Origin of the sequence: Streptomyces sp. CB02366 (genome assembly GCF_001905905.1) — a bacterium.
Classification (GTDB): Bacteria; Actinomycetota; Actinomycetes; order Streptomycetales; family Streptomycetaceae; genus Streptomyces.
In genome coordinates, this window is record NZ_LIVT01000001.1 from 641,635 (window position 1) to 663,530 (window position 21,896).

Consider the following 21,896-nt stretch of genomic DNA (forward strand, 5'->3'; position numbering starts at 1 on the left):
ATGGCATCCGCATTCGAGTACGCACCGGCGCCGGAGTCCCGTTCCGTCGTCGACATCGCCCCCTCCTACGGGCTGTTCATCGACGGGGAGTTCACCGAGGCCGCCGACGGCAAGGTCTTCAAGACCGTCTCGCCGAGCACGGAGGAGGTCCTCTCCGAGGTCGCGCGGGCGGGCGCGGCGGACGTGGACCGGGCCGTGAAGGCGGCCCGGAAGGCGTTCGGGAAGTGGTCGGCGCTGCCCGGCTCCGAGCGCGCCAAGTACCTGTTCCGGATCGCGCGGATCATCCAGGAGCGCAGCCGTGAGCTGGCCGTCCTGGAGACGCTCGACAACGGCAAGCCGATCAAGGAGACCCGCGACGCGGACCTCCCGCTGGTCGCCGCGCACTTCTTCTACTACGCGGGCTGGGCCGACAAGCTGGACCACGCCGGGTACGGGGCGAACCCGCGCCCGCTGGGCGTGGCCGGCCAGGTCATCCCGTGGAACTTCCCGCTGCTGATGCTCGCGTGGAAGATCGCCCCGGCGCTCGCCACGGGCAACACGGTGGTCCTCAAGCCCGCCGAGACGACGCCCCTCTCCGCCCTGTTCTTCGCGGACGTCTGCCGTCAGGCCGGGCTGCCGAAGGGCGTCGTCAACATCCTGACCGGGTACGGGGACGCGGGCGAGGCCCTGGTCACGCACCCGGACGTGGACAAGGTCGCCTTCACCGGCTCGACCGCGGTCGGCAAGGCCATCGCACGCTCCGTCGCGGGCACGGACAAGAAGGTCACCCTGGAGCTGGGCGGCAAGGGCGCGAACATCGTGTTCGACGACGCCCCGATCGACCAGGCCGTCGAGGGCATCGTGACCGGGATCTTCTTCAACCAGGGTCAGGTCTGCTGCGCGGGCTCCCGGCTGCTGGTGCAGGAGTCGGTCCGGGACGAGGTGCTGGACGCGCTGAAGCGGCGGCTGTCCACGCTGCGGCTGGGCGACCCGCTGGACAAGAACACCGACATCGGCGCGATCAACTCCGCCGAGCAGCTGGCCCGGATCACCGCCCTGGTGGAGACCGGCGAGGCGGAGGGCGCGGAGCGCTGGAGCGCCCCCTGCGAACTGCCGTCGTCCGGCTACTGGTTCGCCCCGACGCTCTTCACCGACGTCACCCAGGCGCACACCGTGGCCCGGGACGAGATCTTCGGCCCGGTGCTCTCGGTCCTCACCTTCCGCACCCCGGACGAGGCCGTCGCCAAGGCCAACAACACCCAGTACGGCCTCTCGGCGGGCATCTGGACGGAGAAGGGCTCCCGCATCCTCGCGGTGGCCGACAGGCTCCGGGCGGGCGTCGTGTGGGCCAACACGTTCAACAAGTTCGACCCCACGTCGCCGTTCGGCGGCTACAAGGAGTCGGGCTACGGCCGCGAAGGCGGCCGCCACGGCCTGGAGGCGTACCTCGATGTCTGACCGCGAACCGATCAACGGCTCCGCCGAGCGGCGGCTCGGCGTCTTCAAGACCTACAAGCTGTACGTCGGGGGCAAGTTCCCCCGCTCCGAGAGCGGCCGGGTGTACGAAGTGACCGACTCGAAGGGCGCGTGGCTGGCCAACGCGCCGAAGTCCTCCCGCAAGGACGCGCGTGACGCGGTCGTGGCGGCGCGCAAGGCGTTCGGCGGCTGGTCGGGCGCCACCGCGTACAACCGGGGCCAGGTCCTCTACCGCGTCGCGGAGATGCTGGAGGGCCGCCGGGAGCAGTTCGTCCGCGAGGTGGCCGCCTCCGAGGGGCTGTCGAAGTCCAAGGCGGGGGCCGTGGTGGACGCGGCGATCGACCGCTGGGTCTGGTACGCGGGCTGGACCGACAAGATCGGGCAGATCGCGGGCGGGGCCAACCCGGTGGCGGGCCCGTTCTTCAACCTCTCCTCCCCCGAGCCGACCGGCGTCGTCGCGGTCCTCGCCCCGCAGGGGTCCTCGCTCCTCGGCCTGGTGTCGGTGGTCGCCCCGGTGATCGCGACCGGCAACACGGCGGTCGTCGTCGCCTCGGCCGACGCGCCGCTGCCCGCGCTCTCGCTGGGCGAGGTGCTGGCCACCTCGGACGTCCCCGGCGGCGTGGTCAACATCCTGTCGGGCGTCACGGCGGAGATCGCCGCACCGCTCGCCGCCCACCAGGACGTCAACGCGATCGACCTGACCGGCGCGGACGCCGCGCTGGCGAAGGAGCTGGAGATCGCCGCGGCCGACAACCTGAAGCGCGTCCTGCGCCCCCGCCCCGTGGACGGGGACAGGGACGGGGACGGCGCGGACGGTTCCGAGGACTGGCTCGCCTCCCCCGGCACCCACCGCCTGACGGCCTTCCTGGAGACCAAGACGGTGTGGCACCCGACGGGCGCGCTGGGAGCCGCGGGCTCCTCGTACTGACCCGGTCGCACCCCGCGCCCGGACGGGGCCGCCCTCCCACCCCGGGGCGGCCCCGTCCGCCGTCTCGTACGGCGTGGGGCCCGGGGCCCTTCCGCCGTGCGGAGGGGGGCGGCTCAGCCGGTGAGGAGCCCGGTCACCCGGCCCACCACGGGCAGGTCGTTCAGTGAGCCGCCGCTGGTGACGGGGTCGGTGACGATCGCGGTGGTCACCGGCTTGAAGTCGGCGATCTGGGTGCCCACGGCGTTGTCCAACGGGTCCACCCCGGTGTTGGCCAGCGGGTCGAGCTGGAGGTCGGTGACCGGGGCGACGCTGCTGGCCAGGGAGGTGCCGAGCGCGCTGGTCACCGCCGGCGCCGCCGTCTCGCCGACCGCCTGGAGGGCGGAGACGCCCTGGTCCGGGGCCTCCGAGACGGTGGGCAGCTGCACGGCCCCGGCGGGGCCGGCGCCGGCCCCGAGGGCCGCTCCCAGGGCGGTGAGCGTCAGACCGGCGCGCAGCAGGGCGCGGCGTTCGGGCTTGCGTGCGTGAAGTCCCATGTTTTCCACCTGATCGAGCCTGGTCGGGTAATCGTCTGTGCGCGCAGAGTAGTTGAGGTGTGATGCTGGATACCAACGGATGGCCCGGGGGATCCCCTGCCCGGGTCAATGCCTCACACTTCTGTTCTGTGAGTTCCCAACCGATCCCGACCCGCGTCGTCCTGCTCGCCGGCCCCTCCGGCTCCGGCAAGTCCGTCCTGGCCGCCCGCACCGGCCTCCCGGTGCTGCGCCTGGACGACTTCTACAAGGAGGCGGGCGACCCGACGCTGCCGCGCGTCCCCGGCTCCCCGGACGTCGACTGGGACTCCGCCGGGTCCTGGGACGCGGACGCGGCGGTGGCCGCCATCGCCGAGCTGTGCCGGTGCGGCAGCACGGACGTCCCGGTGTACGACATCGCCACCAGCTCCCGTACGGGCCACGAGACCTTCCACATCGACCGGTCACCGCTGTTCGTGGCGGAGGGCATCTTCGCGGCGGACATCGTGCGGCGCTGCCAGGAGCTGGGCCTGCTGGCCGACGCGCTCTGCCTGCGCGGCCGCCCGACGACGACCTTCCGCCGCCGCCTGGTGCGGGACCTGCGCGAGGGCCGCAAGTCGGTCCCGTTCCTGCTGCGGCGGGGCTGGCGGCTGATGCGCGCGGAGCGGCGCATCGTGGCCCGCCAGACGGCGCTGGGAGCGCACCCCTGCGGCAAGGAGGAGGCGCTGGGCCGCTTCGCCGCGGCGGCGGCGGGCCGGTGCCGCCGGGCGAACGTGACGGCGCCGGTCCCGGAGTAGGCCGCCCGGCCCGCCGGTGCGGCGCGGCCGAGGATCCCGACGGGTCCGGCGCGGCAGGGGGTCGAACACGGCGGGGCCGTACGGCCCCCCAGCCCGTACGGCCCCGCAGTGTCTCCCCCGTGGCCCCCGCCTCCCCCGAAGCGGCGGGCCTCCTACCCCGTTGTCCCCCCGTGTCCCCCGTGTCCCCCGTGTCCCCCGTGTTCCCCGGGCCCCCTCGGTCCCCGTTTTTCCTGCTCCCCCGTATTTCCCCCGCGGCCCCCGCCTCCCCCGAGGCGGAGGGCCCGGCCTCAGGCCACCAGCTCGCCGAAGGACTCCTGCTCGTCACGTCCGAAGCTGAGGACCTGGTCCTCGCGCAGCCGGCGCAGGGAGCGCCAGATGCTCGACTTCACCGTGCCGACACTGATGTCGAGGATGGACGCGATCTCCGGGTCGGTGCGGCCCTCGTAGTACCGCAGGACCAGCATCGTGCGCTGGAGTTCGGGCAGCCGGGCCAGTGCCTGCCAGAGCACCGCCCGCAGCTCCGTGCCGCGCATCGCGTCCGTGTCGCCCACCGTCTCCGGCAGCTCCTCGGTCGGGTATTCGTTGAGCTTGCGCCTGCGCCAGGCGCTGATGTGCAGGTTGGTCATGGTGCGGCGCAGATAGCCGCCGACCGCGGCCTTGTCGCTGATCCGGTCCCACGCCCGGTACGTCGAGAAGAGGGCGCTCTGCAACAGGTCCTCAGCCTCGAACCGGTCTCCGGTCAGGTGGTAGGCGGTCGCGTACAGGGAGGCCCGCCGCTCCTGGACGTAGGCCGTGAACGCCGCTTCGGCGTCCGCGTTCTCCGTCCGGGCGCGGTCCCCCGCGGCCTTCCCGTACGCGTTCGACCCGCCGTCCCCCGCCGACGCGTCGACGACCGCCATGAACGCCGGCGTGCGCACCTGCTCCGCGAGCGGCTGGCGCTGACGCCCGACGCCGCGGACGCACCCCCGCGCGCCCCCGGCCGCGCCGGACTTCTCGCTGCTCCGGCCGACGTCGTGGAGACGCGTGACAACTGCGCTTGAGCTGGTGCTGTGCAGTGCGTTCATCTCGCGCCCCCTATCGGTGGAGTCCGTTCGTTCGTTGCTGACCACGAGCTTGCCGGGGCAGTTTCATGGCGCTGTCCCCCGACTGTCACAGACCTGTCACAGGGGAGGCCGAGGCCGTGCCCGGACGATCGGAGCGGACCGCAGGTCGAACTGGAGCGCCCCATGGGCCAGAATGACGCTCGTGCCTTTCCTGTTGCTGATCGAGGACGACGACGCCATCCGCACGGCCCTCGAACTCTCGCTGTCACGCCAGGGCCACCGTGTGGCCACCGCGGCGACGGGAGAGGACGGCCTGGAGCTGCTGCGCGAGCAGCGGCCCGACCTGGTCGTGCTGGATGTGATGCTGCCCGGGATCGACGGTTTCGAGGTGTGCCGGCGGATCCGCCGCACCGACCAGCTGCCGATCATTCTGCTGACCGCGCGCAGCGACGACATCGACGTCGTGGTGGGACTGGAGTCCGGCGCGGACGACTATGTGGTGAAACCCGTCCAGGGCCGGGTGCTGGACGCCCGCATCCGGGCGGTGCTGCGGCGCGGGGAGCGCGAGTCGACCGACTCGGCGACCTTCGGCAACGTGGTGATCGACCGCTCCGCCATGACCGTCACCAAGGACGGCGAGGACCTTCAGCTCACGCCGACCGAGCTGCGGCTCCTGCTGGAGCTGAGCCGCAGGCCCGGACAGGCCCTGTCCCGGCAGCAGTTGCTGCGCCTGGTGTGGGAGCACGACTACCTGGGCGACTCCCGTCTGGTGGACGCGTGCGTGCAGCGGCTGCGCGCGAAGGTGGAGGACGTGCCGTCCTCGCCGACCCTGATCCGTACCGTGCGGGGCGTGGGTTACCGGCTGGACTCGCCTCAGTGACCGCAACCGTCGGACGGTCCCTGCGGGCCGGGCTGCGCTGGACCAGTCTGCGGATGCGGCTGGTCGTGGTGTTCGCGCTGGTGGCGCTGGCCGCCGCGGTGTCCGCTTCGGGGATCGCGTACTGGCTCAACCGCGAGGCCGTGCTGACCCGTACCCAGGACGCCGCGCTCGACGACTTCCGGCGGCAGATGCAGGACACCGCGGCGGCGCTGCCGATCCGCCCCACCAAGGACGACCTCCAGCGGGCGGCCGGGGAGATGGCGGCCGGCAGCCCCGGTTACAACGTGCTGCTGGAGGCCGAGCGCGAGCGGGGCAAGCCGATCGTGGGCTATTCCGACCTGGACACCTTCACCCGCGCCCACGTCCCCGCCTCGCTGCAGGAGCAGGTGGCCCGCAAGCAGCCGCTGACGTCGAGCAACGACCACGAGTACCACCTGTTCTGGCAGCGCACGAGCATATCCGGCACCCCGTATCTGGTCGCCGGCGCGCGGGTCATCGGCGGCGGCCCGACGGGGTACATGCTCAAGTCCCTCGACCAGGAGCGGCAGGACCTCAACTCCCTGGCCTGGTCGCTGGGGATCGCCACCGCCCTCGCGCTGATCGGCTCGGCGCTGCTCGCCCAGGCCGCCGCGACGACCGTGCTGCGCCCGGTGCAGCGGCTCGGGGACGCGGCGCGCAAGCTCGGCGAGGGCAAGCTCGACACCCGGCTCGTGGTCTCCGGCACGGACGAACTCGCGGACCTCTCCCGTACGTTCAACAGGACGGCGAGCTCGCTGGAGAAGAAGGTCGCGGACATGAGCGCGCGGGAGGAGGCCAGCCGCAGGTTCGTCGCCGACATGTCGCACGAGCTGCGCACCCCGTTGACCGCGATCACCGCGGTGGCCGAGGTGCTGGAGGACGAGGCGGACACTCTCGATCCGATGATCGCGCCCGCCGTGCACCTGGTGGTCAGCGAGACCCGGCGGCTGAACGACCTGGTGGAGAACCTGATGGAGGTGACCCGCTTCGACGCGGGCACGGCCCGGCTGGTTCTGGACGACGTCGACGTGGCGGACCAGGTGACCGCGTGCATCGACGCGCGGGCCTGGCTGGACGCGGTGGACCTGGACGCGGAGCGCGGCATGATGGTCCGCCTCGATCCGCGCCGACTGGACGTGATCCTGGCCAACCTCATCGGCAACGCCCTCAAGCACGGGGGTTCGCCGGTGGGCGTACGGGCGCGGACCGAGGGCGAGGAGCTGCTCATCGAGGTCCGGGACCACGGGCCGGGCATCCCCGAGGACGTGCTGCCGCACGTCTTCGACCGGTTCTACAAGGCCAGCGCCTCCCGTCCGCGGTCGGAGGGCAGCGGGCTCGGCCTCTCCATCGCCATGGAGAACGCGCACATCCACGGCGGCGACATCACGGCGGCGAACTCCCCGGACGGCGGCGCCGTGTTCACCCTGAGGCTGCCGCGCGACGCCGAGAGGATCGCACGCGACGACGGACCGGGGGCGAAGACCCCCGACGAGAACGGGGCGACGTGAAGCACGGCGACATCGCGTACCCGGAGCGCGGCCCGCTCCGGCGGCGTACGGCGGCCGCTCCCTCCCGGCCGGCCGTGTTCCGGCGGCGCGGGGCGGCCTCGCTCGCGGCCGTGGCGGCGGTCGCGGCTCTGGTCTCCGGCTGCGGGATCCGTACGACCTCGGTGCCGGTGGACGCGGGCGCCGCGCCCTCCCGGGTGCCCTGCCGGCTGTCCGCGTCGGACGTCGCCACCCCGCCGCCGGGCGGTACGACCGCCAAGGTGTACCTGGTGTGCGCCTCCCAGCTGGTCACCGTGGAGCGTCCGGTGGCACGGCGCGCGGTCGGCGACGAGCCGGTGGCGGCGGCCCGGGCACTGCTCGCCGAGGTCCAGCGGGCGCCCGCGGCGGGCGAGCGGCGGGCCGGGTTCACCACCGCCGTACCGGTGGGCCTGCGGGTGGAGAAGGCCCGGGGCGACGACCTGGCGGGCACGGTGCGGTTGAGCAGCCAGCCGGAGGACCTGTCGGCGGAGGCGCTGGCGCAGCTGGTGTGCACGTACGCGGAGAACGAGGCGCTGGTCCGGGACGGTTCGGTGGTCCTGGGCGGCCCCGGGAACTACCCGCCGCGCGGCTACCTGTGCACCTCGCAGACGAAGGCCCGGCCGGGGGACCTGGCCACCACGCCGGACGCGGTCGGGCTGGGCTGAGGCGGGCGTCCGGGGAGGGTGCGGCCCCGCCGTCCTTCCAGGCCCGTCGCCCGGCCCCCGTCCTTCCGGCTCCCCGTCCTTCCGAGCCCGCCGTCCTTCCGGCCCTGCCGCCCGGCCCCAATCCTTCCGAACCCGCCGGGGCGGGGGCGTTCCGGGGCCCGCGTGCGTGCGGAACCGGTCCCGGGCCCGGACCCGTGGCGGCCGGCCGGCGCGGGTGGACCGCGACCGCGCGGAACCGATCCCGCCGGTCATGGCGTCTTGGTGGACGTGCGGCACAGTTCGGACGGCCAGACCGTCATCCACGTCCGCGCGGCGGGGGCCACTCTCCTGGCCGCGCATCTCCTGCTCGTCGGGTGGCTGACCCTGCGCCCGCTGGACGTCCCCTGGATCACGGCGGCGAACTTCGAGCCGTTCGCCGGGATCAGGGCGGACCTCGCGCTGGGACCGGTCGAGGCGGCCCGCCGGATCGGCGGTGCGCTGCTGCTGCTGGCGCCGCTCGGGGTGCTGCTCCCGATGGCCGGGGGCCGGATCATGGTCTCCCCGTGGCTCTCGCTGGTACGCACGACCGCCGCCGGGGCGCTGATCTCGCTCGCCATCGAGCTGGGTCAGACAGGGGTGCCCGGCCAGGTCGTCGACGTCGACTCGCTGCTGTTGAACACCGCCGGGGTCGTGCTCGCCCATCTGCTGGTCGTCCCGCTCTGCCGGGCGCGGCTGCGCCGCCGGGGCTTTCCCGGGGCACGGGACCTGTCGTACCACCGGCAGGAGACCCGACTCAGGGATGAGGCCCCTGGGGGGTCGACCCCGACGATTACCGGGGTCCGCCTCGCCCCGTAGAGCGATGTTTTGTCCCCTCCCGCAGCGGCACCATGGATACATCGGGGAGCGGGAGAAGCCGCTCCCGCCGCCACGTTCGCGAAGGAGCCCGTCATGGCCGCACTCGTCCGCCCCAGCGAAGGCCGCATGATCGGGGGAGTGTGCGCGGGCCTCGCCCGGCGTTTCGGCACCTCCACCGGCACGATGCGCGTCCTCTTCCTCGTCTCCTGCCTGCTGCCCGGTCCGCAGGTCCTGCTCTACCTGGCGCTGTGGGCGCTGCTGCCCTCGGAGAAGTCCGCGTCCTCCGCGACGGCCTGGTGACGCTCGGCTTCACGGGGACGATGGACGCACGGTGGGGCGCACAACCCTGATGCGGGGTGTGCGCCCCACCGGCATGCGCGGGGGCGCCGGAGAGCCGGTGTCCGGGCGGGTCGCCGGGGCCCGGCGCCCGGGGGATCAGCCGCCGAGCGGGATCCCGTTGGCGGAGAGGCCCTGGGTGGGCAGGCCGCCGAGCAGGCCGGTGACCGGGGCGGCCGCGTCGGTGGCGTCGCCGCCGAGCACCTTGCCGACGGTCTCCTGGACCGGCGCGTTCTGGGCCGACTTGGCGACGGTGTCGACGGCCATCGTCGAGACGGGGAGGATCCCGGCGGCGGCGTCGAGCGGCAGCGAGGCGGCGGAGGCGCTGCCGGCGGCGGCAGCGGCGAAAGCGGCGCCGAGAGCGGCGACACCGAGAGTCCTGGCAGACTTCTTCATGGAGGATTCACCCTTGGGGAAGGAGATGTGAGCGGCTCTGCAAGCTAGCCATCGCACCACCCTTTCCGCAAACATTCCGACACGCCGAAAAAGGGCCGGGACGCCATGTCCCGGCCCTTTCGACGTGCGGGAAAATCAGCCCGCAGAGGCAGCGGAACCGCTGGTCACAGAGGTCTGACGGAAAAGCCACTCGGACTTCAGCTCCGCATACCCGGGCTTGACGACGTCATTGATCATCGCGAGACGTTCGTCGAAAGGAATGAATGCTGATTTCATCGCATTGACGGTGAACCACTGCATGTCGTCGAGCGTGTATCCGAACGTCTCGGTCAGCCGCTCGAACTCCCGGCTCATGCTCGTACCGCTCATCAGCCGGTTGTCCGTGTTCACGGTGATCCGGAAGTGCAGCTTGCGCAGCAGCCCGATGGGGTGCTCGGCGTACGAGGGGGCCGCGCCGGTCTGGAGGTTGGAGGTCGGGCACATCTCCAGCGGGACGCGCTTGTCGCGCACGTAGGAGGCGAGGCGGCCCAGGGAGACCGAACCGTCCTCGGCGACCTCGATGTCGTCGATGATCCGCACCCCGTGGCCGAGCCGGTCGGCGCCGCACCACTGGAGCGCCTGCCAGATCGACGGCAGGCCGAACGCCTCGCCCGCGTGGATCGTGAAGTGGTTGTTCTCGCGCTTGAGGTACTCGAACGCGTCGAGGTGGCGGGTGGGCGGGAAGCCGGCCTCCGCGCCCGCGATGTCGAAGCCCACGACGCCCTGGTCGCGGTAGCCGTTGGCCAGTTCGGCGATCTCCAGTGCGCGGGCGGCGTGCCGCATGGCGGTGAGGAGGGCCCCGACCCGGATGCGGCGGCCGTTGGCGCGGGCGATGCGCTCGCCCTCGCGGAAGCCCTCGTTGACGGCCTCGACGACCTCTTCGAGGGTCAGGCCGCCCTCCAGGTGCTGCTCGGGGGCGTAACGGATCTCGGCGTAGACGACGCCGTCCTCGGCGAGGTCCTCGGCGCACTCGGCGGCCACCCGGAACAGCGCCTCACGGGTCTGCATGACGGCGCAGGTGTGCGCGAACGTCTCCAGGTAGCGCTCCAGCGAGCCGGAGTCGGCGGCCTCGCGGAACCAGACGCCGAGCTTGTCGGGCTCGGTCTCGGGCAGGGAGTCGTAACCCTGCGCGCGGGCCAGCTCCACGATGGTGCCCGGGCGCAGGCCGCCGTCGAGGTGGTCGTGGAGCAGCACCTTGGGGGCGCGCCGGATCTGGTCGGAATCAGGGACGTTCGGGGTCTGGCTCGTCATCTTGGCACTCTAGCGCCTACGCGCGTAGAGCGCCTGGTGTCGATGCGTAACAGTGACCGCGAAGTCGGGTGGAGTACACCTCTCCTTCTGACACTGTTCTGTCATGGCACAGCGCGCCCTCCCCCTGCCCGAGGCCGGGGACGTCCTGCCGGTCGGGCCGGACGGGGTCCGGCGCCGCACGGTGGAGAAGGGGGCCGGATGGGGACTTTCCTGCTCAAGGGGGGCCGGGAGCCAGGGGAAGGAGCCGGGGCGGGTGACGGCGGCGGGGGCCGAGGGCCCGGCAGGACCGGCGCGGCGTCCCCGAGGCTGGGACGGGCCGTACGGGCGGCCGGAGCTGCGGACGAGGTCGGCGGCGTGGTTCTGCTGCTCCCGGACGGGGAGGCCGTCTCCCGCCGCCGCCCTTCCCGCCTGTCGTACGCGGCGCAGCTCCCGTTCGCCCGTGCGCTGGCCCGGGCCGGGGCGGGCGAGGGGCTGGCGGTGCACGTGGTGCGCTACCGGTGGCGCGGCTGGAACGCGGCCGACGCGCATCCCGCCGAGGACGCGGGGTGGGCGGCCGACGAGGTGCGGCGCCGGTACGGCGACGTGCCGGTCTGCCTGGCCGGCCACGGGATGGGCGGCCGGGCGGCGCTGCGGGCCGCCGGGCACGGCTCGGTCGCCTCGGTGCTGGCGTTGGCCCCCTGGCTGCCGGGACGGCCGGAGGACCCACCGGAACCGGTCGGGCAGCTCGTGGAGCGGCACGTGTTGATCGTGCACGGCACCGACGACGAGCACACCGATCCGGAGCTGTCCTTCCGGCTGGCCGAGCGGGCGAAGAAGGCCAACCGGGACACCTGCCGCTTCGAAGTCCATTCGGACGGGCACGCGTTGCGCCAGCACCGTTCCGAAGTGGTGGCGCTGGCGGCCGACTTCGTCCGCGGTTCGCTCTTCGCCCGGTCCTACGCCCGCCCGGTCGCGGACGCCCTGGCCGCACCGCCGCCGCTGGGTCTGCGCATGCCGCTGGCCGCCGGGTTCGGCCGGTCGCTGCGGTACTGAGGGGCCGGCGCGCGGAACGGGCCGCGCGCCCCTCCCGGCGTCCCCGTGCGCCCTCAGTCCGGCAGCAGGTGGCCCCGGCGCGAGAGCAGGAAGCGTTTGAAGGCGGCGACCGGCGGGGTGTCCGGGTGCCCGTCCAACCAGGCGACGCCGATCTCGCGGACCGCGCGCGGGGCGGTGACCGTCAGCTCGACGACCCCCGGGCGGGCGACCGCCGGCGGTGGCAGCAGGGCCACCCCGAGCCCCGCGGCGACCAGCCCGCGCAGGGTCTCCGCCTCCTCCCCCTCGAAGGCGACGCGGGGGGTGAAGCCCGCCTCGGCGCAGAGGTCGTCGGTGATGCGGCGCAGCCCGTAACCGGGCTCCAGGGTCACGAACGTCTCGTCGGCGGCCTCCGCGAGCCGGATGCGGCGGCGGGAGGCGAGGCGGTGGTCGTCGGGGACCACGAGGCGCAGCCGCTGTTCGTCGAGGCGGCGGGCGACCAGGTCGGGGGCGTCGGGAACGGGTGAGGTGAGGCAGAGGTCGAGGCCGCCGGCGCGGAGCCGTTCGATCATCGCCTCGCCGTAGTTCTGCACGAGTTGGAAGCGGACCCTGGGGTGGTCGACCCGGAAGGCGCGGATCAGGGCGGGCACGGTCTCCGAGCCCATGGTGTGCAGGAAGCCGAAGGAGACCCGGCCCGCCGTCGGGTCGGCGTCCGCCCGGACGGAGTCGGCGGCCTTCTCCACCTCGGCCAGGGCCCGTTCGGCCGAGGCGAGGAAGGTGCGGCCCGCCGGGGTGAGCGAGACGGTACGGCCCTTGCGGGCGAACAGGGCGACGCCCAGGTCCGTTTCGAGGCGGACCATGGCCCGCGAGAGCGTGGACTGCGGGACGCCCAGCTCGTGCGCGGCACGGGTGACGTGCTCGTGCCGGGCGACCGCCTCGAAGTACGCGAGACGGGGCGCGAGCACGGCCCGGATGTCTTCTTCGTAACTGTTGGGTGACAGCCGGGGCCCTGAACTGCGCTCATGCACCATGGGATTGATTATGGCAGTTTCATGCATTGGACGCATGAAACGTCTCCCTCTACGTTCGTCGTATGCCTCCCGCCGATACCGGGGCATCCACCGTCGTGGTGGATGCCTCCGCTCCGCAGTCCCCCGTCACCACCACCGCCGCGCCCGCCGCCGTCGCCCCCGAGCGGCTGGCGCCCGGCCGCCCCGGCTACCGCCGGATGAGCTTCGCCCTCTTCGCCGCCGGTGTCGCGGCGTTCGCCCTCCTCTACTCCACCCAGGCGCTGCTGCCCGCCGTCTCCGCCTCGTTCGACGCGACCGCCGGGCAGGCGAGCTGGACCGTGTCGGCGGCGACCGGGGCGCTGGCCCTGTTCGTGCTGCCGCTGAGCGCGCTCTCGGAGCGGTTCGGGCGGCGGCAGATGATGACGGCGTCGCTGGTGGTCGCGGTGCTGGTCGGGCTGCTGGTGCCGTTCGCCCCGTCGATGGGCGCGCTGATCGCGCTGCGCGCCGTCCAGGGTGCGGCGCTGGCCGGGCTCCCGGCCTCCGCGATGGCGTATCTGGCGGAGGAGGTGCGGCCCAAGGCGCTGATCGCCGCGATCGGCCTGTTCGTGGCGGGCAACAGCATCGGCGGCATGAGCGGGCGCATCCTGACCGGCTGGATCGCACAGGCCTGGGGCTGGCGCGCCGCGCTCGCGGCGGTCGGGCTGCTCGCGCTGGCGTGCGCCGTCGCGTTCCACTTCCTGATCCCCCGGGCCCGTCACTTCCGCCCGGGTTCGCCGAGCCCGAAGGCGCTCGCACGGACGGTCGCCGGCCACCTGTCCGACCCGCTGCTGGTCCGGCTGTACGCGATCGGCGCCCTGTTCATGACGGTGTTCGGCGCGGTCTACACGGTGATCGGCTACCGCCTGGTCGAGGAGCCGTTCAGCCTGCCGCAGGGCGTCATCGGCTCGATCTTCCTCGTCTACCTGGTCGGCACGGTCTCCTCCGCCGCAGCCGGACGCCTGGTGGCCCGGCTCGGCCGCCGGGGCGCGCTGTACCTGGCGGTCTCCACCACGGCCGCCGGGCTGCTGCTCTCGCTGGCGGACTCCCTCGCCGCCGTCCTGCCGGGCCTGGTGCTGATCACGGCCGGCTTCTTCGCCGGGCACGCGGTCGCCTCGTCCTCGGTGAGCCGGACCGCGACGACGGGCCGGGCCCAGGCGTCGGCGCTCTACCAGTCGGCGTACTACCTGGGCTCCAGCGCGGGCGGCACGCTGGGCGCGATCGCCTTCCACGCCGGGGGCTGGACGGCGACGGTGGGCCTGGGCCTGTTCGCGGTCCTGGGCGTCGTCTCGGTCACCCTGTACGGAACCCGGGTGGCGCGTGCGGAGCGGCGGGCGCTCGTCCCGGCCGCCCGCTGAGGCCGCCCCGGGGCCCGTCGGCTTTCGGGAGCCCCATCGGTCTTCGGGACGCAATCGAGACATACCGCCGTGCAACCACGGCTCCCCTTCGCACGTCTACCAGGCGTAACCGACGAAACACAGCGGGCGAAGGGGAGTTGGCGCGCATGGGAGCCACGGCGAAGATATCCGGAAGACGACTGCGGCGCGGGGTCGCCCTGTCCGTCGCCGGACTGGTGGCCGCTCCGGCCCTGGTCCTGGGCAGCGGCACCGCCGCACAGGCGGCCTCCTGCACGAAATCGGCGGGACCGTACCAGAAGCAGGTCGAGAAGTTCCTGAAGCGGCCCGTGGACGGCAAGCAGTCCACGGCCGACTGCAAGGCGATCCGGGCGTTCCAGCAGAAGCACGGCATCACCCCCACCATCGGTTACGCCGGGCCGCTGACCTGGCGCACGATGAACACGATGCTCGCCCAGAAGGCGGCCGGGAAGAACCCCAACAAGGCGGGGAAGTGCCCGACCGACAAGGGGCGCATCGCCTGCGTCGACCTGACGCGGCAGCTGAGCTGGATCCAGGACGGCAAGAAGCTGAAGTACGGGCCGGTGCCGGTGCGGACCGGCCGCAACGGCGCAGAGACCCGGACCGGGGCCAAGAAGATCTACTGGCGCAACATCAACCACTGGTCGACCATCTACAAGGTCTGGATGCCGTACTCCCAGTTCTTCGACGGGGGCCAGGCGTTCCACTCGGTCACCAAGTCCATGTACAACCCGCCGGGCTCCGGCGGCTGCGTCAACATGCGGCCCGCCGACGCGAAGGCATACTGGAAAATGCTGAAGAACGGCGACGACGTGTACGTGTACGGGCGCAAGCCCGGGACCTGAGCGAACCGCCGAGGGCGCCCTCCGGGGCGCCGGAGGCCGAGGGCACCGTGAGGGGTGCCGGACGCCGCGGCGGAGCCGGGGCGTCCGGCGCCCCTCTCTCCGTCCGGCCCGGTTGTCAGTGGCCTCCGGTAGCTTCCGGCGTACCAGGGGACAAGCCACGGCGCGGCTGCGCGCGACAGGGGTGGAGCGATGAGCGATCCGACGACGACGGCCACGGACGCGGCGGAGGGTGAGGCGGGCGCCGCCGGGATCGACAGCCGGCTGGAAGCCCACCGGGCCGAGCTGACCGGGTACTGCTACCGGATGCTCGGCTCCGCCTTCGAGGCCGAGGACGCCGTGCAGGACACCCTGGTCCGCGCCTGGCGCGGCTTCGGCGCCTTCGAGGGCAGGTCCTCGCTGCGCTCCTGGCTCTACCGGATCGCCACCAACGTCTGCCTGGACATGCTGAAAGCGGGCGGCAAGCGCGCCCGCCCGGTCGATCTGACCGGCCCGACCCCGCTCGCCCGGGCCACGCTCAGCGCCCGCCCGGAGGACGTCTGGCTGGAGCCGATGCCGGACGGGCGCGTCCTGCCCTCCGTGCAGGACCCGGCGGAGGCGGCCGTGGCCCGCGAGTCGGTGCGCCTGGCGTTCGTCGCCGCCCTCCAGCACCTGCCGCCCAAGCAGCGGGCCGTGCTGATCCTGCGCGAGGTGCTCGCCTGGAAGGCCGCCGAGGTCGCCGAACTGCTGGGGACCTCCGTAGCCTCGGTCAACAGCGCCCTGCAGCGGGCCCGCGCCACGCTGACCGAGACGGAGGGCCGGGACGGCGATCCGGCCGATCCTCTCGACGAGGAGCAGCAGCGGCTCCTGGAGCGCTATGTGAAGGCGTTCGAGGGGTACGACATGGCCGCGTTGACCGCGCTGCTCCGCGAGGACGCGGTGATGACGATGCCGCCGTTCGACCTGTGGCTCCAGGGCGCCGGGGACATCACGGGCTTCATGACCACCCTCGGCGCGGGGTGCGCCGGCTCCCGGCTGGTGCCCGTCGCGGCCAACGGCTCCCCCGCCTTCGCGCACTACAAGTCCGCCGAGGACGGCCCCGGCTTCGTACCGTGGGCGGTCCAGGTCATCGACGTCCGGGACGGGGCGGTCGCCGGGATGCACTGCTTCCTGGACGCCCCGCGCTGGTTCCCGCTGTTCGGCCTGCCGGAGCGGCTCCCGGCCCGGGCGTAGGAACACGACGGCCCGGGGGCGGGCCCCGTGACGCCCGCGGGGTCCGCCCCGGCTCGCGTACGTGCGTGAGACGCGTACGCGGGGGTTCAGAGGGGGCCCGGCACCCGTTCCTCCGGCTCCTCCCGCTCCTTGGCCAGGGTCACCACGTCCGCCAGCCCCACCAGGTCCAGCAGCGCGCGGAGTTCGGGCGGTACGCGGCGCAGACGCAGGGTGTGACCGGACCGACGGGCCACGAGCGCCAGCCGGGCCACCGCGTCGACCAGGGTCAGGTCGGGCCGGACCACCCCGCCCACATCGCAGTCCACCACCGCCCCCGGCGCGGGGGCGGCGCCCCGGGGACCGCTCAGCGCACGCTCCAACTCGGCGCAGAGTTCGGGTACGACGGCACGGCTGACCCGGCCGGTCACGGTCAGGGCGATCGGATTCTCGGCGTCCACACCGGGCAGACCGGCCCGGCGGGCGAAAATCATCGGTCCTCGCGCGGGCGCCCCGCCGGCGCCGCCCGCTCGCGTGAGGCGTCCCGCCGCCCTCCGCCCCGCGTGATCCCGCCGCGGAGGGGCCTTTTCGCGTCAACTCCGAACTTCCCGCCCTCTTCCGTCAACCGATTCCCCTCCCGCCCCCTCTAGTCGGGTGGACCGGCGGCCGCAGCCGTCTTTTCTGCGTTCCTGCGGGCCGGCGGGTTGAAGAACCATCGAGTTCTCCAGGGGGAGAGTTGCGCAGACACGTGAGAAACGCGTGCATACCCACGGTCGCCGCGGCCGTGGCCGTGGCACTGGCGGCGGGGATGGCTCCGGCCGCCGTCGCCCAGCCGGGCCCGGTGGGGGCGGCGTCCGGCGCCCGGGCCCAGGACCGGGACGTACGTCAGCTGACGCTCGTCACCGGCGACCGGGTCACGGTCGACGCCCAGGGCAAGCCGGTCGCCTTCCGGCCGGCGAAGGGCCGTGAGCACATCCCGGTCCAGCGGATGAGCGACAAGGAGCACACCTTCGTCGTCCCGGCCGACGCCCGGAAGCTGATCGTCTCCGGAAAGCTCGACCGGCGGCTGTTCGACGTCACCGAGCTGAGCCGCCCGGAGAACCTCCGGGCTCAGAAGAACGGTCTCAAGCTGATCGTCGGCTACCGGGGCAAGCAGGCCGCCGCCGCGAAGGCGCAGGTCCGCGACGCGGGCGGCACCGAGGTCGGCCGGAGCCTGAAGTCCCTGAACGCCGAGTCGGTGACCACGCCGACCGCCGACGCCCCGGCCATCTGGAAGGCCCTCACCGACCGGAGCGCGGCCGGTGAGCAGGTCACCACCGCGGCGGGCATCGACCGGGTCTGGCTCGACGGGGTGCGCAGGGCGAGCCTCGACAAGAGCGTCCCGCAGATCGGCGCCCCCGCGGCCTGGAAGGCCGGGTTCACAGGGAAGGGGGTCAAGATCGCGGTGCTGGACACCGGGACGGACTCCACCCACCCCGACCTCAAGGGCCAGATCCTCGCGGAGAAGAACTTCAGCGCCTCCAAGGACACCAAGGACCGGGTCGGCCACGGCACGCACGTCGCCTCGATCGCGGCGGGCAGCGGGGCCAAGTCGGGCGGGAAGTTCAAGGGCGTGGCCCCGGACGCCAAGCTGCTCGCGGGCAAGGTGCTCGACGACGAGGGGTACGGCGAGGATTCGGGCATCCTGGCGGGCATGGAGTGGGCGGTCGCCCAGGGCGCCGACATCGTCAACCTGAGCCTCGGCGGGCCGGACACCCCGGAGGTGGACCCGCTGGAGGCGGCGGTCGACAAGCTGTCGGCCGAGAAGGGCGTCCTGTTCGCCATCGCCGCGGGCAACGAGGGCGACGGCGCGGGCACGGTCGGTTCGCCCGGCAGCGCCGACGCCGCGCTGACCGTGGGCGCGGTCGACGACAAGGACGTGCTGGCGGAGTTCTCCAGCCGGGGCCCGCGGATCGGGGACGGGGCGATCAAGCCCGACGTGACGGCCCCCGGTGTGGACACCACGGCCGCCATCCCGCCCGGTTCGCTGATCGCGCGGGAGGTGGGCGAGAAGCCCGCCGGTTACGCGACGATCTCGGGTACGTCGATGGCCACCCCGCACGTGGCGGGCGCGGCGGCCCTGCTCAAGCAGCAGCACCCCGACTGGACGTACACCGAGCTGAAGGGCGCGCTGACCGCGTCCACGAAGCCCGGCGCGTACAACCCGTTCCAGCAGGGCTCGGGCCGGATCCAGGTGGACCGGGCGATCACCCAGACGATCGTGGCCGAGCCGGTGTCGGTGAGCTTCGGTGTGCAGCAGTGGCCGCACACCGACGACGTACCGGCCACCGAGAAGGTCACGTACCGCAACCTGGGCGCCAGTGACGTCACCCTCGACCTGAAGGCGACCGGCACCGGACCGCAGGGCAAGCCCGCTCCGGCCGGCTTCTTCACGCTCGGCGCGGACAAGGTCACCGTCCCGGCCGGCGGCACGGCGGAGGTCGCGCTGACCGCCGACACCCGCCTCGGCGGCACGGTGGACGGCACGTACTCGGCGTACGTGGTGGCGACCGGCGGCGGGCAGACCGTGCGCACGGCCGCCGCGGTCGAGCGCGAGGGCGAGAGCTACGACGTCACCATCAAGCACATAGGGCGCGACGGCCGCCCGGCCGCCTTCGTGGAGAGCACCCTCTTCCGCTTCGGCGCCACGTCCGGCAACCCGTTCCTGAGCCCGCAGGTCGTCGACGGCGTGGCGAAGATCCGGGTGCCCAAGGGCACGTACGTGGCCAACTCCACGGTCTACCAGGACCCGGACGACGTCACCAAGGGCGCCGACTGGATCGCACAGCCGAAGGTCTCGGTCACCGGGGCCGTCACGCTGACGTTCGACGCCCGCAAGGCGAAGCCGGTGAAGGTCGCGCTGCCGGACGCGAAGGCGAAGGCCCAGCTGTTCTCCCCGGACTACGTGGTGGAGACGGCGGACGACGCGGTCAGCTTCGGCTGGCTGATGGATTCGCCGGCCGGGATCCGCACCCTGCACGTCGGCCCGCCGGTCACCGGCGTCTCGCTCGCCCAGCACTGGACGGGCACCTGGACCACGGGCGCCTCGACCGAGTACGACATCGCGGTCGGCGGCAAGGTCAAGCAGCTCGCCACCGGCTACGACCGGAAGTTCACCACGGGGCAGCTCGCCAAGGTGAAGGTGGGCATGGGCTCGGCCGCGCCGAAGAAGAAGGGCTCGGTCACCGCCTACCCCTACCTGGCCACGCAGGGCGGCAGCTGGGCCACGTCGGTCGAGCAGAAGCTGCCGGGCACCCGCACGCTGTACGTCTCCACGGCGGACAAGGTGAAGTGGGGCTTCGGATTCGACCAGCTCGGCCCGCTCGACGCGGAGGGCTGGCCGACGTACGAGGCCAACTACCAGCTCGGCCGCGAGGCGGCGTACAAGGCGGGCAAGTCGTACACGAAGGCCGTGAACACGGCGGTGTTCGGCCCGCTGGTCGACCAGGACTACGGCATCGCCCGTGAGGGCAACGAGATCACCGGCGCCCTCCCGCTGCTGGCCGACGGCCAGGGCAACGCGGGCGGGATGCTGTACACGTCGGCCAAGACCGTCCTGTACCGCAACGGCAAGAAGCTCGGCCAGAACGACGACCCGGTGACGGGTGACGCGCCCTTCCGGGTCCCGGCGGGCGCGGCGGACTACAAGCTGACGACCACGGTCCGGCACAGCGCGAAGGTCAACCCGCTCTCCACCCGGGTGGACGCGGCCTGGACGTTCCGCTCGAAGAAGACCGCGTTCACGATGCTGCCCGTCTCCACCGTCCGGTTCACCCCGGCCGTAGGCGCCGACGGCCGCGTCAAGGCGGGCAAGACCGTCTCGGTGCCGGTGAAGGTGCAGGGCGCCGCCGCGGGCAAGAACCTGAAGTCGCTGAAGACGTACGTCAGTTACAACGGCGGCAAGACCTGGAAGAAGGTCACGGTGAAGAAGGGGAAGATCACCGTCAAGAACCCGGCGAAGGGCAAGGCGATCTCCTTCGCCGCCAAGGTCGCCGACAAGAAGGGCAACACCTCGTCGGTGACGATCTACAGCGCGTACTTCGGCAAGTGACCCCTACGGGCCGGTAGTCCACGCTCGCACGACGGCGGCCCGCCGCACGGATTCCCTCCGTGCGGCGGGCCGTCCGTGTGTCGGCCGAGAGGGAGGACGCCGGTGTCGAACACCAGCCCGAACGGCTCAGGAAGCGTCAACTCCCGCCCGTACTCGACCGTTTCCAGCACCCGGTACGTACGTGCGCCCACGGCGGTCTCCTCTATCGGTACGTCACCGGGTCCAGCATGCCGAACGGGACCGGCGGCAGTCCACCGGTCCCGTTCACCCGTACGAGGAAACCGCAGGTCAGGCGATACGTTCCCGCACCACCGGGAGCGGCGCGAACGACGTGCCGGCCGGGGCGATGTCGTACGCGTCGGGCAGGGCCTTCAGGGCGTAGTCGAACTTCTCCGGGGTGTCCGTGTGCAGCGTCATCAGCGGCTGGCCCTCGGTGACCGTGTCACCGGGCTTGGCGTGCAGTTCGACGCCCGCGCCCGCCTGCACCGGGTCCTCCTTGCGGGCGCGGCCCGCGCCGAGGCGCCAGGCGGCGACGCCGACGTCGTACGCGTCCAGGCGGGTGAGGACGCCGGAGGAGCGCGCGGTCACCACGTGCTGCTCGCGGGCGGTGGGGAGCGCGGCGTCCGGGTCGCCGCCCTGGGCGGAGATCATCCGGCGCCAGACGTCCATCGCGGAGCCGTCGGCGAGCGCCTTCTCCGGGTCGGCGTCCTTGAGGCCGGCGGCGTCCAGCATCTCGCGGGCGAGCGCGAGGGTGAGGTCGACGACGTCCTTCGGGCCGCCGCCGGCGAGCACCTCGACGGACTCGCGGACCTCGAGCGCGTTGCCCGCCGTGAGGCCGAGCGGGGTGGACATGTCGGTGAGCAGGGCGACCGTGCGCACACCGCTGTCGGTGCCGAGCGCGACCATGGTGGAGGCCAGTTCGCGGGCGTCCTCGATGGTCTTCATGAAGGCGCCGGAGCCGACCTTGACGTCCAGGACGAGTGCGCCGGTGCCCTCGGCGATCTTCTTGGACATGATGGAGCTGGCGATGAGCGGGATCGCCTCGACGGTGCCGGTGACGTCGCGCAGCGCGTACAGCTTCTTGTCGGCGGGGGCCAGCCCGTCGCCGGCGGCGCAGATGACCGCGCCGGTGGTGTCGAGGACGTCCAGCATCTCCGCGCCCGTGAGGTGGGCCCGCCAGCCGGGGATGGACTCCAGCTTGTCCAGGGTGCCGCCGGTGTGGCCCAGGCCCCGGCCGCTGAGCTGCGGCACGGCCGCGCCGCAGGCGGCGACCAGCGGGGCGAGCGGCAGGGTGATCTTGTCGCCGACGCCGCCGGTGGAGTGCTTGTCGGTGGTGGGGCGGGAGAGCGCGTGGAAGTCCATCCGCTCGCCGGAGGCGATCATCGCGGCGGTCCAGCGGGCGATCTCGGTGCGGTTCATGCCGTTGAGCAGGATCGCCATGGCGAGGGCGGACATCTGCTCGTCGGCGACCTCGCCGCGGGTGTAGGCGTCGATGACCCAGTCGATCTGCTCGGAGGTCAGCTCGCCTCGGTCCCGCTTGGTGCGGATGACGGAGATGGCGTCCATGGGAATCCTTCCGGCCGGGTGCGTACGCAAGAGTCCTCGATGACTCTACGCGCATAGAGAGGGGAAAGAGCGGTGGCCCTTCCGTGGGAGGAAGGGCCACCGCCGG

General features: G+C 72.9%; 20 protein-coding genes and 1 pseudogene. 13 read left to right on the forward strand and 8 right to left on the reverse strand.

The features are described 5' to 3' along the window. Window positions 1-1,437 (forward strand): aldehyde dehydrogenase family protein, encoded by a 1,437-nt coding sequence (locus AMK24_RS02755; RefSeq protein WP_073764588.1) that lies wholly within the window; start codon window positions 1-3, stop codon window positions 1,435-1,437. Then, complete coding sequence (locus tag AMK24_RS02760; RefSeq protein ID WP_073764590.1) at window positions 1,430-2,383, forward strand: aldehyde dehydrogenase family protein; 954 nt, start codon at window positions 1,430-1,432, stop codon at window positions 2,381-2,383. Before AMK24_RS02755 ends, AMK24_RS02760 begins: the two co-directional genes overlap by 8 nt. Window positions 2,384-2,496: 113 nt before the next feature. Here AMK24_RS02760 and AMK24_RS02765 read toward each other — a convergent pair whose 3' ends face one another. Next, window positions 2,497-2,916: a hypothetical protein gene (locus tag AMK24_RS02765; protein ID WP_073764592.1), complete on the reverse strand. Its 420-nt coding sequence runs from the start codon at window positions 2,914-2,916 to the stop codon at window positions 2,497-2,499. Window positions 2,917-2,978: 62 nt separating this feature from the next. Between AMK24_RS02765 and AMK24_RS02770 the strand changes: the two genes are divergently transcribed. Continuing rightward, window positions 2,979-3,689, forward strand: a complete 711-nt coding sequence (locus tag AMK24_RS02770) for a uridine kinase family protein (protein WP_073764594.1) — start codon at window positions 2,979-2,981, stop codon at window positions 3,687-3,689. A gap of 287 nt (window positions 3,690-3,976) precedes the next feature. On the opposite strand, the gene AMK24_RS02775 is transcribed toward AMK24_RS02770, so the two are convergent. Continuing rightward, entirely contained in the window at window positions 3,977-4,753 is a 777-nt protein-coding gene (locus AMK24_RS02775) for a SigE family RNA polymerase sigma factor (RefSeq protein WP_073764596.1), read from the reverse strand. A gap of 181 nt (window positions 4,754-4,934) precedes the next feature. Between AMK24_RS02775 and afsQ1 the strand changes: the two genes are divergently transcribed. From afsQ1 to AMK24_RS02800, 5 genes are all read left to right on the forward strand, one after another. Next, entirely contained in the window at window positions 4,935-5,612 is a 678-nt protein-coding gene (gene afsQ1 / locus AMK24_RS02780; RefSeq protein WP_006127084.1) for a two-component system response regulator AfsQ1, read from the forward strand. A 53-nt stretch (window positions 5,613-5,665) separates the two neighbouring features. Continuing rightward, window positions 5,666-7,138 (forward strand): sensor histidine kinase, encoded by a 1,473-nt coding sequence (locus tag AMK24_RS02785; RefSeq protein ID WP_242434936.1) that lies wholly within the window; start codon window positions 5,666-5,668, stop codon window positions 7,136-7,138. Continuing rightward, window positions 7,135-7,818, forward strand: a complete 684-nt coding sequence (locus AMK24_RS02790) for a hypothetical protein (RefSeq protein WP_073764600.1) — start codon at window positions 7,135-7,137, stop codon at window positions 7,816-7,818. Before AMK24_RS02785 ends, AMK24_RS02790 begins: the two co-directional genes overlap by 4 nt. 261 nt (window positions 7,819-8,079) lie before the next feature. After that, window positions 8,080-8,652 carry a VanZ family protein gene (locus AMK24_RS02795; RefSeq protein WP_073764602.1) on the forward strand — a complete coding sequence of 191 codons (573 nt, stop codon included), beginning with the start codon at window positions 8,080-8,082 and terminating at the stop codon, window positions 8,650-8,652. A gap of 93 nt (window positions 8,653-8,745) precedes the next feature. After that, entirely contained in the window at window positions 8,746-8,952 is a 207-nt protein-coding gene (locus AMK24_RS02800; protein ID WP_073764604.1) for a PspC domain-containing protein, read from the forward strand. 135 nt (window positions 8,953-9,087) lie between these two features. On the opposite strand, the gene AMK24_RS02805 is transcribed toward AMK24_RS02800, so the two are convergent. Next, window positions 9,088-9,384, reverse strand: a complete 297-nt coding sequence (locus AMK24_RS02805) for a hypothetical protein (RefSeq protein ID WP_073764606.1) — start codon at window positions 9,382-9,384, stop codon at window positions 9,088-9,090. A 135-nt stretch (window positions 9,385-9,519) separates the two neighbouring features. Further along, the gene (locus tag AMK24_RS02810) at window positions 9,520-10,674 is read right to left on the reverse strand and encodes an adenosine deaminase (RefSeq protein ID WP_073764608.1); all 1,155 of its coding nucleotides are present in this window, start codon (window positions 10,672-10,674) and stop codon (window positions 9,520-9,522) included. A 354-nt stretch (window positions 10,675-11,028) separates the two neighbouring features. Here AMK24_RS02810 and AMK24_RS02815 point away from each other — a divergent pair, with 354 nt between their 5' ends. Continuing rightward, on the forward strand, window positions 11,029-11,706 hold the full coding sequence (locus AMK24_RS02815) for a dienelactone hydrolase family protein (RefSeq protein ID WP_073764610.1): 678 nt from the start codon (window positions 11,029-11,031) through the stop codon (window positions 11,704-11,706). Between the two features lie 53 nt (window positions 11,707-11,759). Here AMK24_RS02815 and AMK24_RS02820 read toward each other — a convergent pair whose 3' ends face one another. Then, the gene (locus AMK24_RS02820) at window positions 11,760-12,713 is read right to left on the reverse strand and encodes a LysR family transcriptional regulator (RefSeq protein WP_073764612.1); all 954 of its coding nucleotides are present in this window, start codon (window positions 12,711-12,713) and stop codon (window positions 11,760-11,762) included. Window positions 12,714-12,775: 62 nt separating this feature from the next. Between AMK24_RS02820 and AMK24_RS02825 the strand changes: the two genes are divergently transcribed. From AMK24_RS02825 to AMK24_RS02835, 3 genes are all read left to right on the forward strand, one after another. Continuing rightward, on the forward strand, window positions 12,776-14,086 hold the full coding sequence (locus AMK24_RS02825; RefSeq protein WP_073764615.1) for an MFS transporter: 1,311 nt from the start codon (window positions 12,776-12,778) through the stop codon (window positions 14,084-14,086). A 146-nt stretch (window positions 14,087-14,232) separates the two neighbouring features. Then, window positions 14,233-14,949 (forward strand): L,D-transpeptidase family protein, encoded by a 717-nt coding sequence (locus tag AMK24_RS02830; RefSeq protein ID WP_073764617.1) that lies wholly within the window; start codon window positions 14,233-14,235, stop codon window positions 14,947-14,949. A 189-nt stretch (window positions 14,950-15,138) separates the two neighbouring features. Continuing rightward, window positions 15,139-16,158, forward strand: coding sequence for a sigma-70 family RNA polymerase sigma factor (locus tag AMK24_RS02835; protein WP_073764619.1), 1,020 nt, complete (start codon window positions 15,139-15,141; stop codon window positions 16,156-16,158). Between the two features lie 86 nt (window positions 16,159-16,244). On the opposite strand, the gene AMK24_RS02840 is transcribed toward AMK24_RS02835, so the two are convergent. Beyond that, window positions 16,245-16,628: an STAS domain-containing protein gene (locus tag AMK24_RS02840; RefSeq protein ID WP_073764621.1), complete on the reverse strand. Its 384-nt coding sequence runs from the start codon at window positions 16,626-16,628 to the stop codon at window positions 16,245-16,247. Window positions 16,629-16,924: 296 nt separating this feature from the next. Here AMK24_RS02840 and AMK24_RS02845 point away from each other — a divergent pair, with 296 nt between their 5' ends. Beyond that, window positions 16,925-20,224 carry a S8 family peptidase gene (locus AMK24_RS02845; protein ID WP_443333904.1) on the forward strand — a complete coding sequence of 1,100 codons (3,300 nt, stop codon included), beginning with the start codon at window positions 16,925-16,927 and terminating at the stop codon, window positions 20,222-20,224. An 86-nt stretch (window positions 20,225-20,310) separates the two neighbouring features. Here the strand turns inward: AMK24_RS02845 and AMK24_RS34520 are convergent. Beyond that, a pseudogene (locus AMK24_RS34520) lies at window positions 20,311-20,403 on the reverse strand (Uma2 family endonuclease); the annotation flags it as partial. Between the two features lie 109 nt (window positions 20,404-20,512). Next, window positions 20,513-21,790 carry a thymidine phosphorylase gene (locus AMK24_RS02855; RefSeq protein ID WP_073764625.1) on the reverse strand — a complete coding sequence of 426 codons (1,278 nt, stop codon included), beginning with the start codon at window positions 21,788-21,790 and terminating at the stop codon, window positions 20,513-20,515. Window positions 21,791-21,896: the final 106 nt, after the last annotated feature.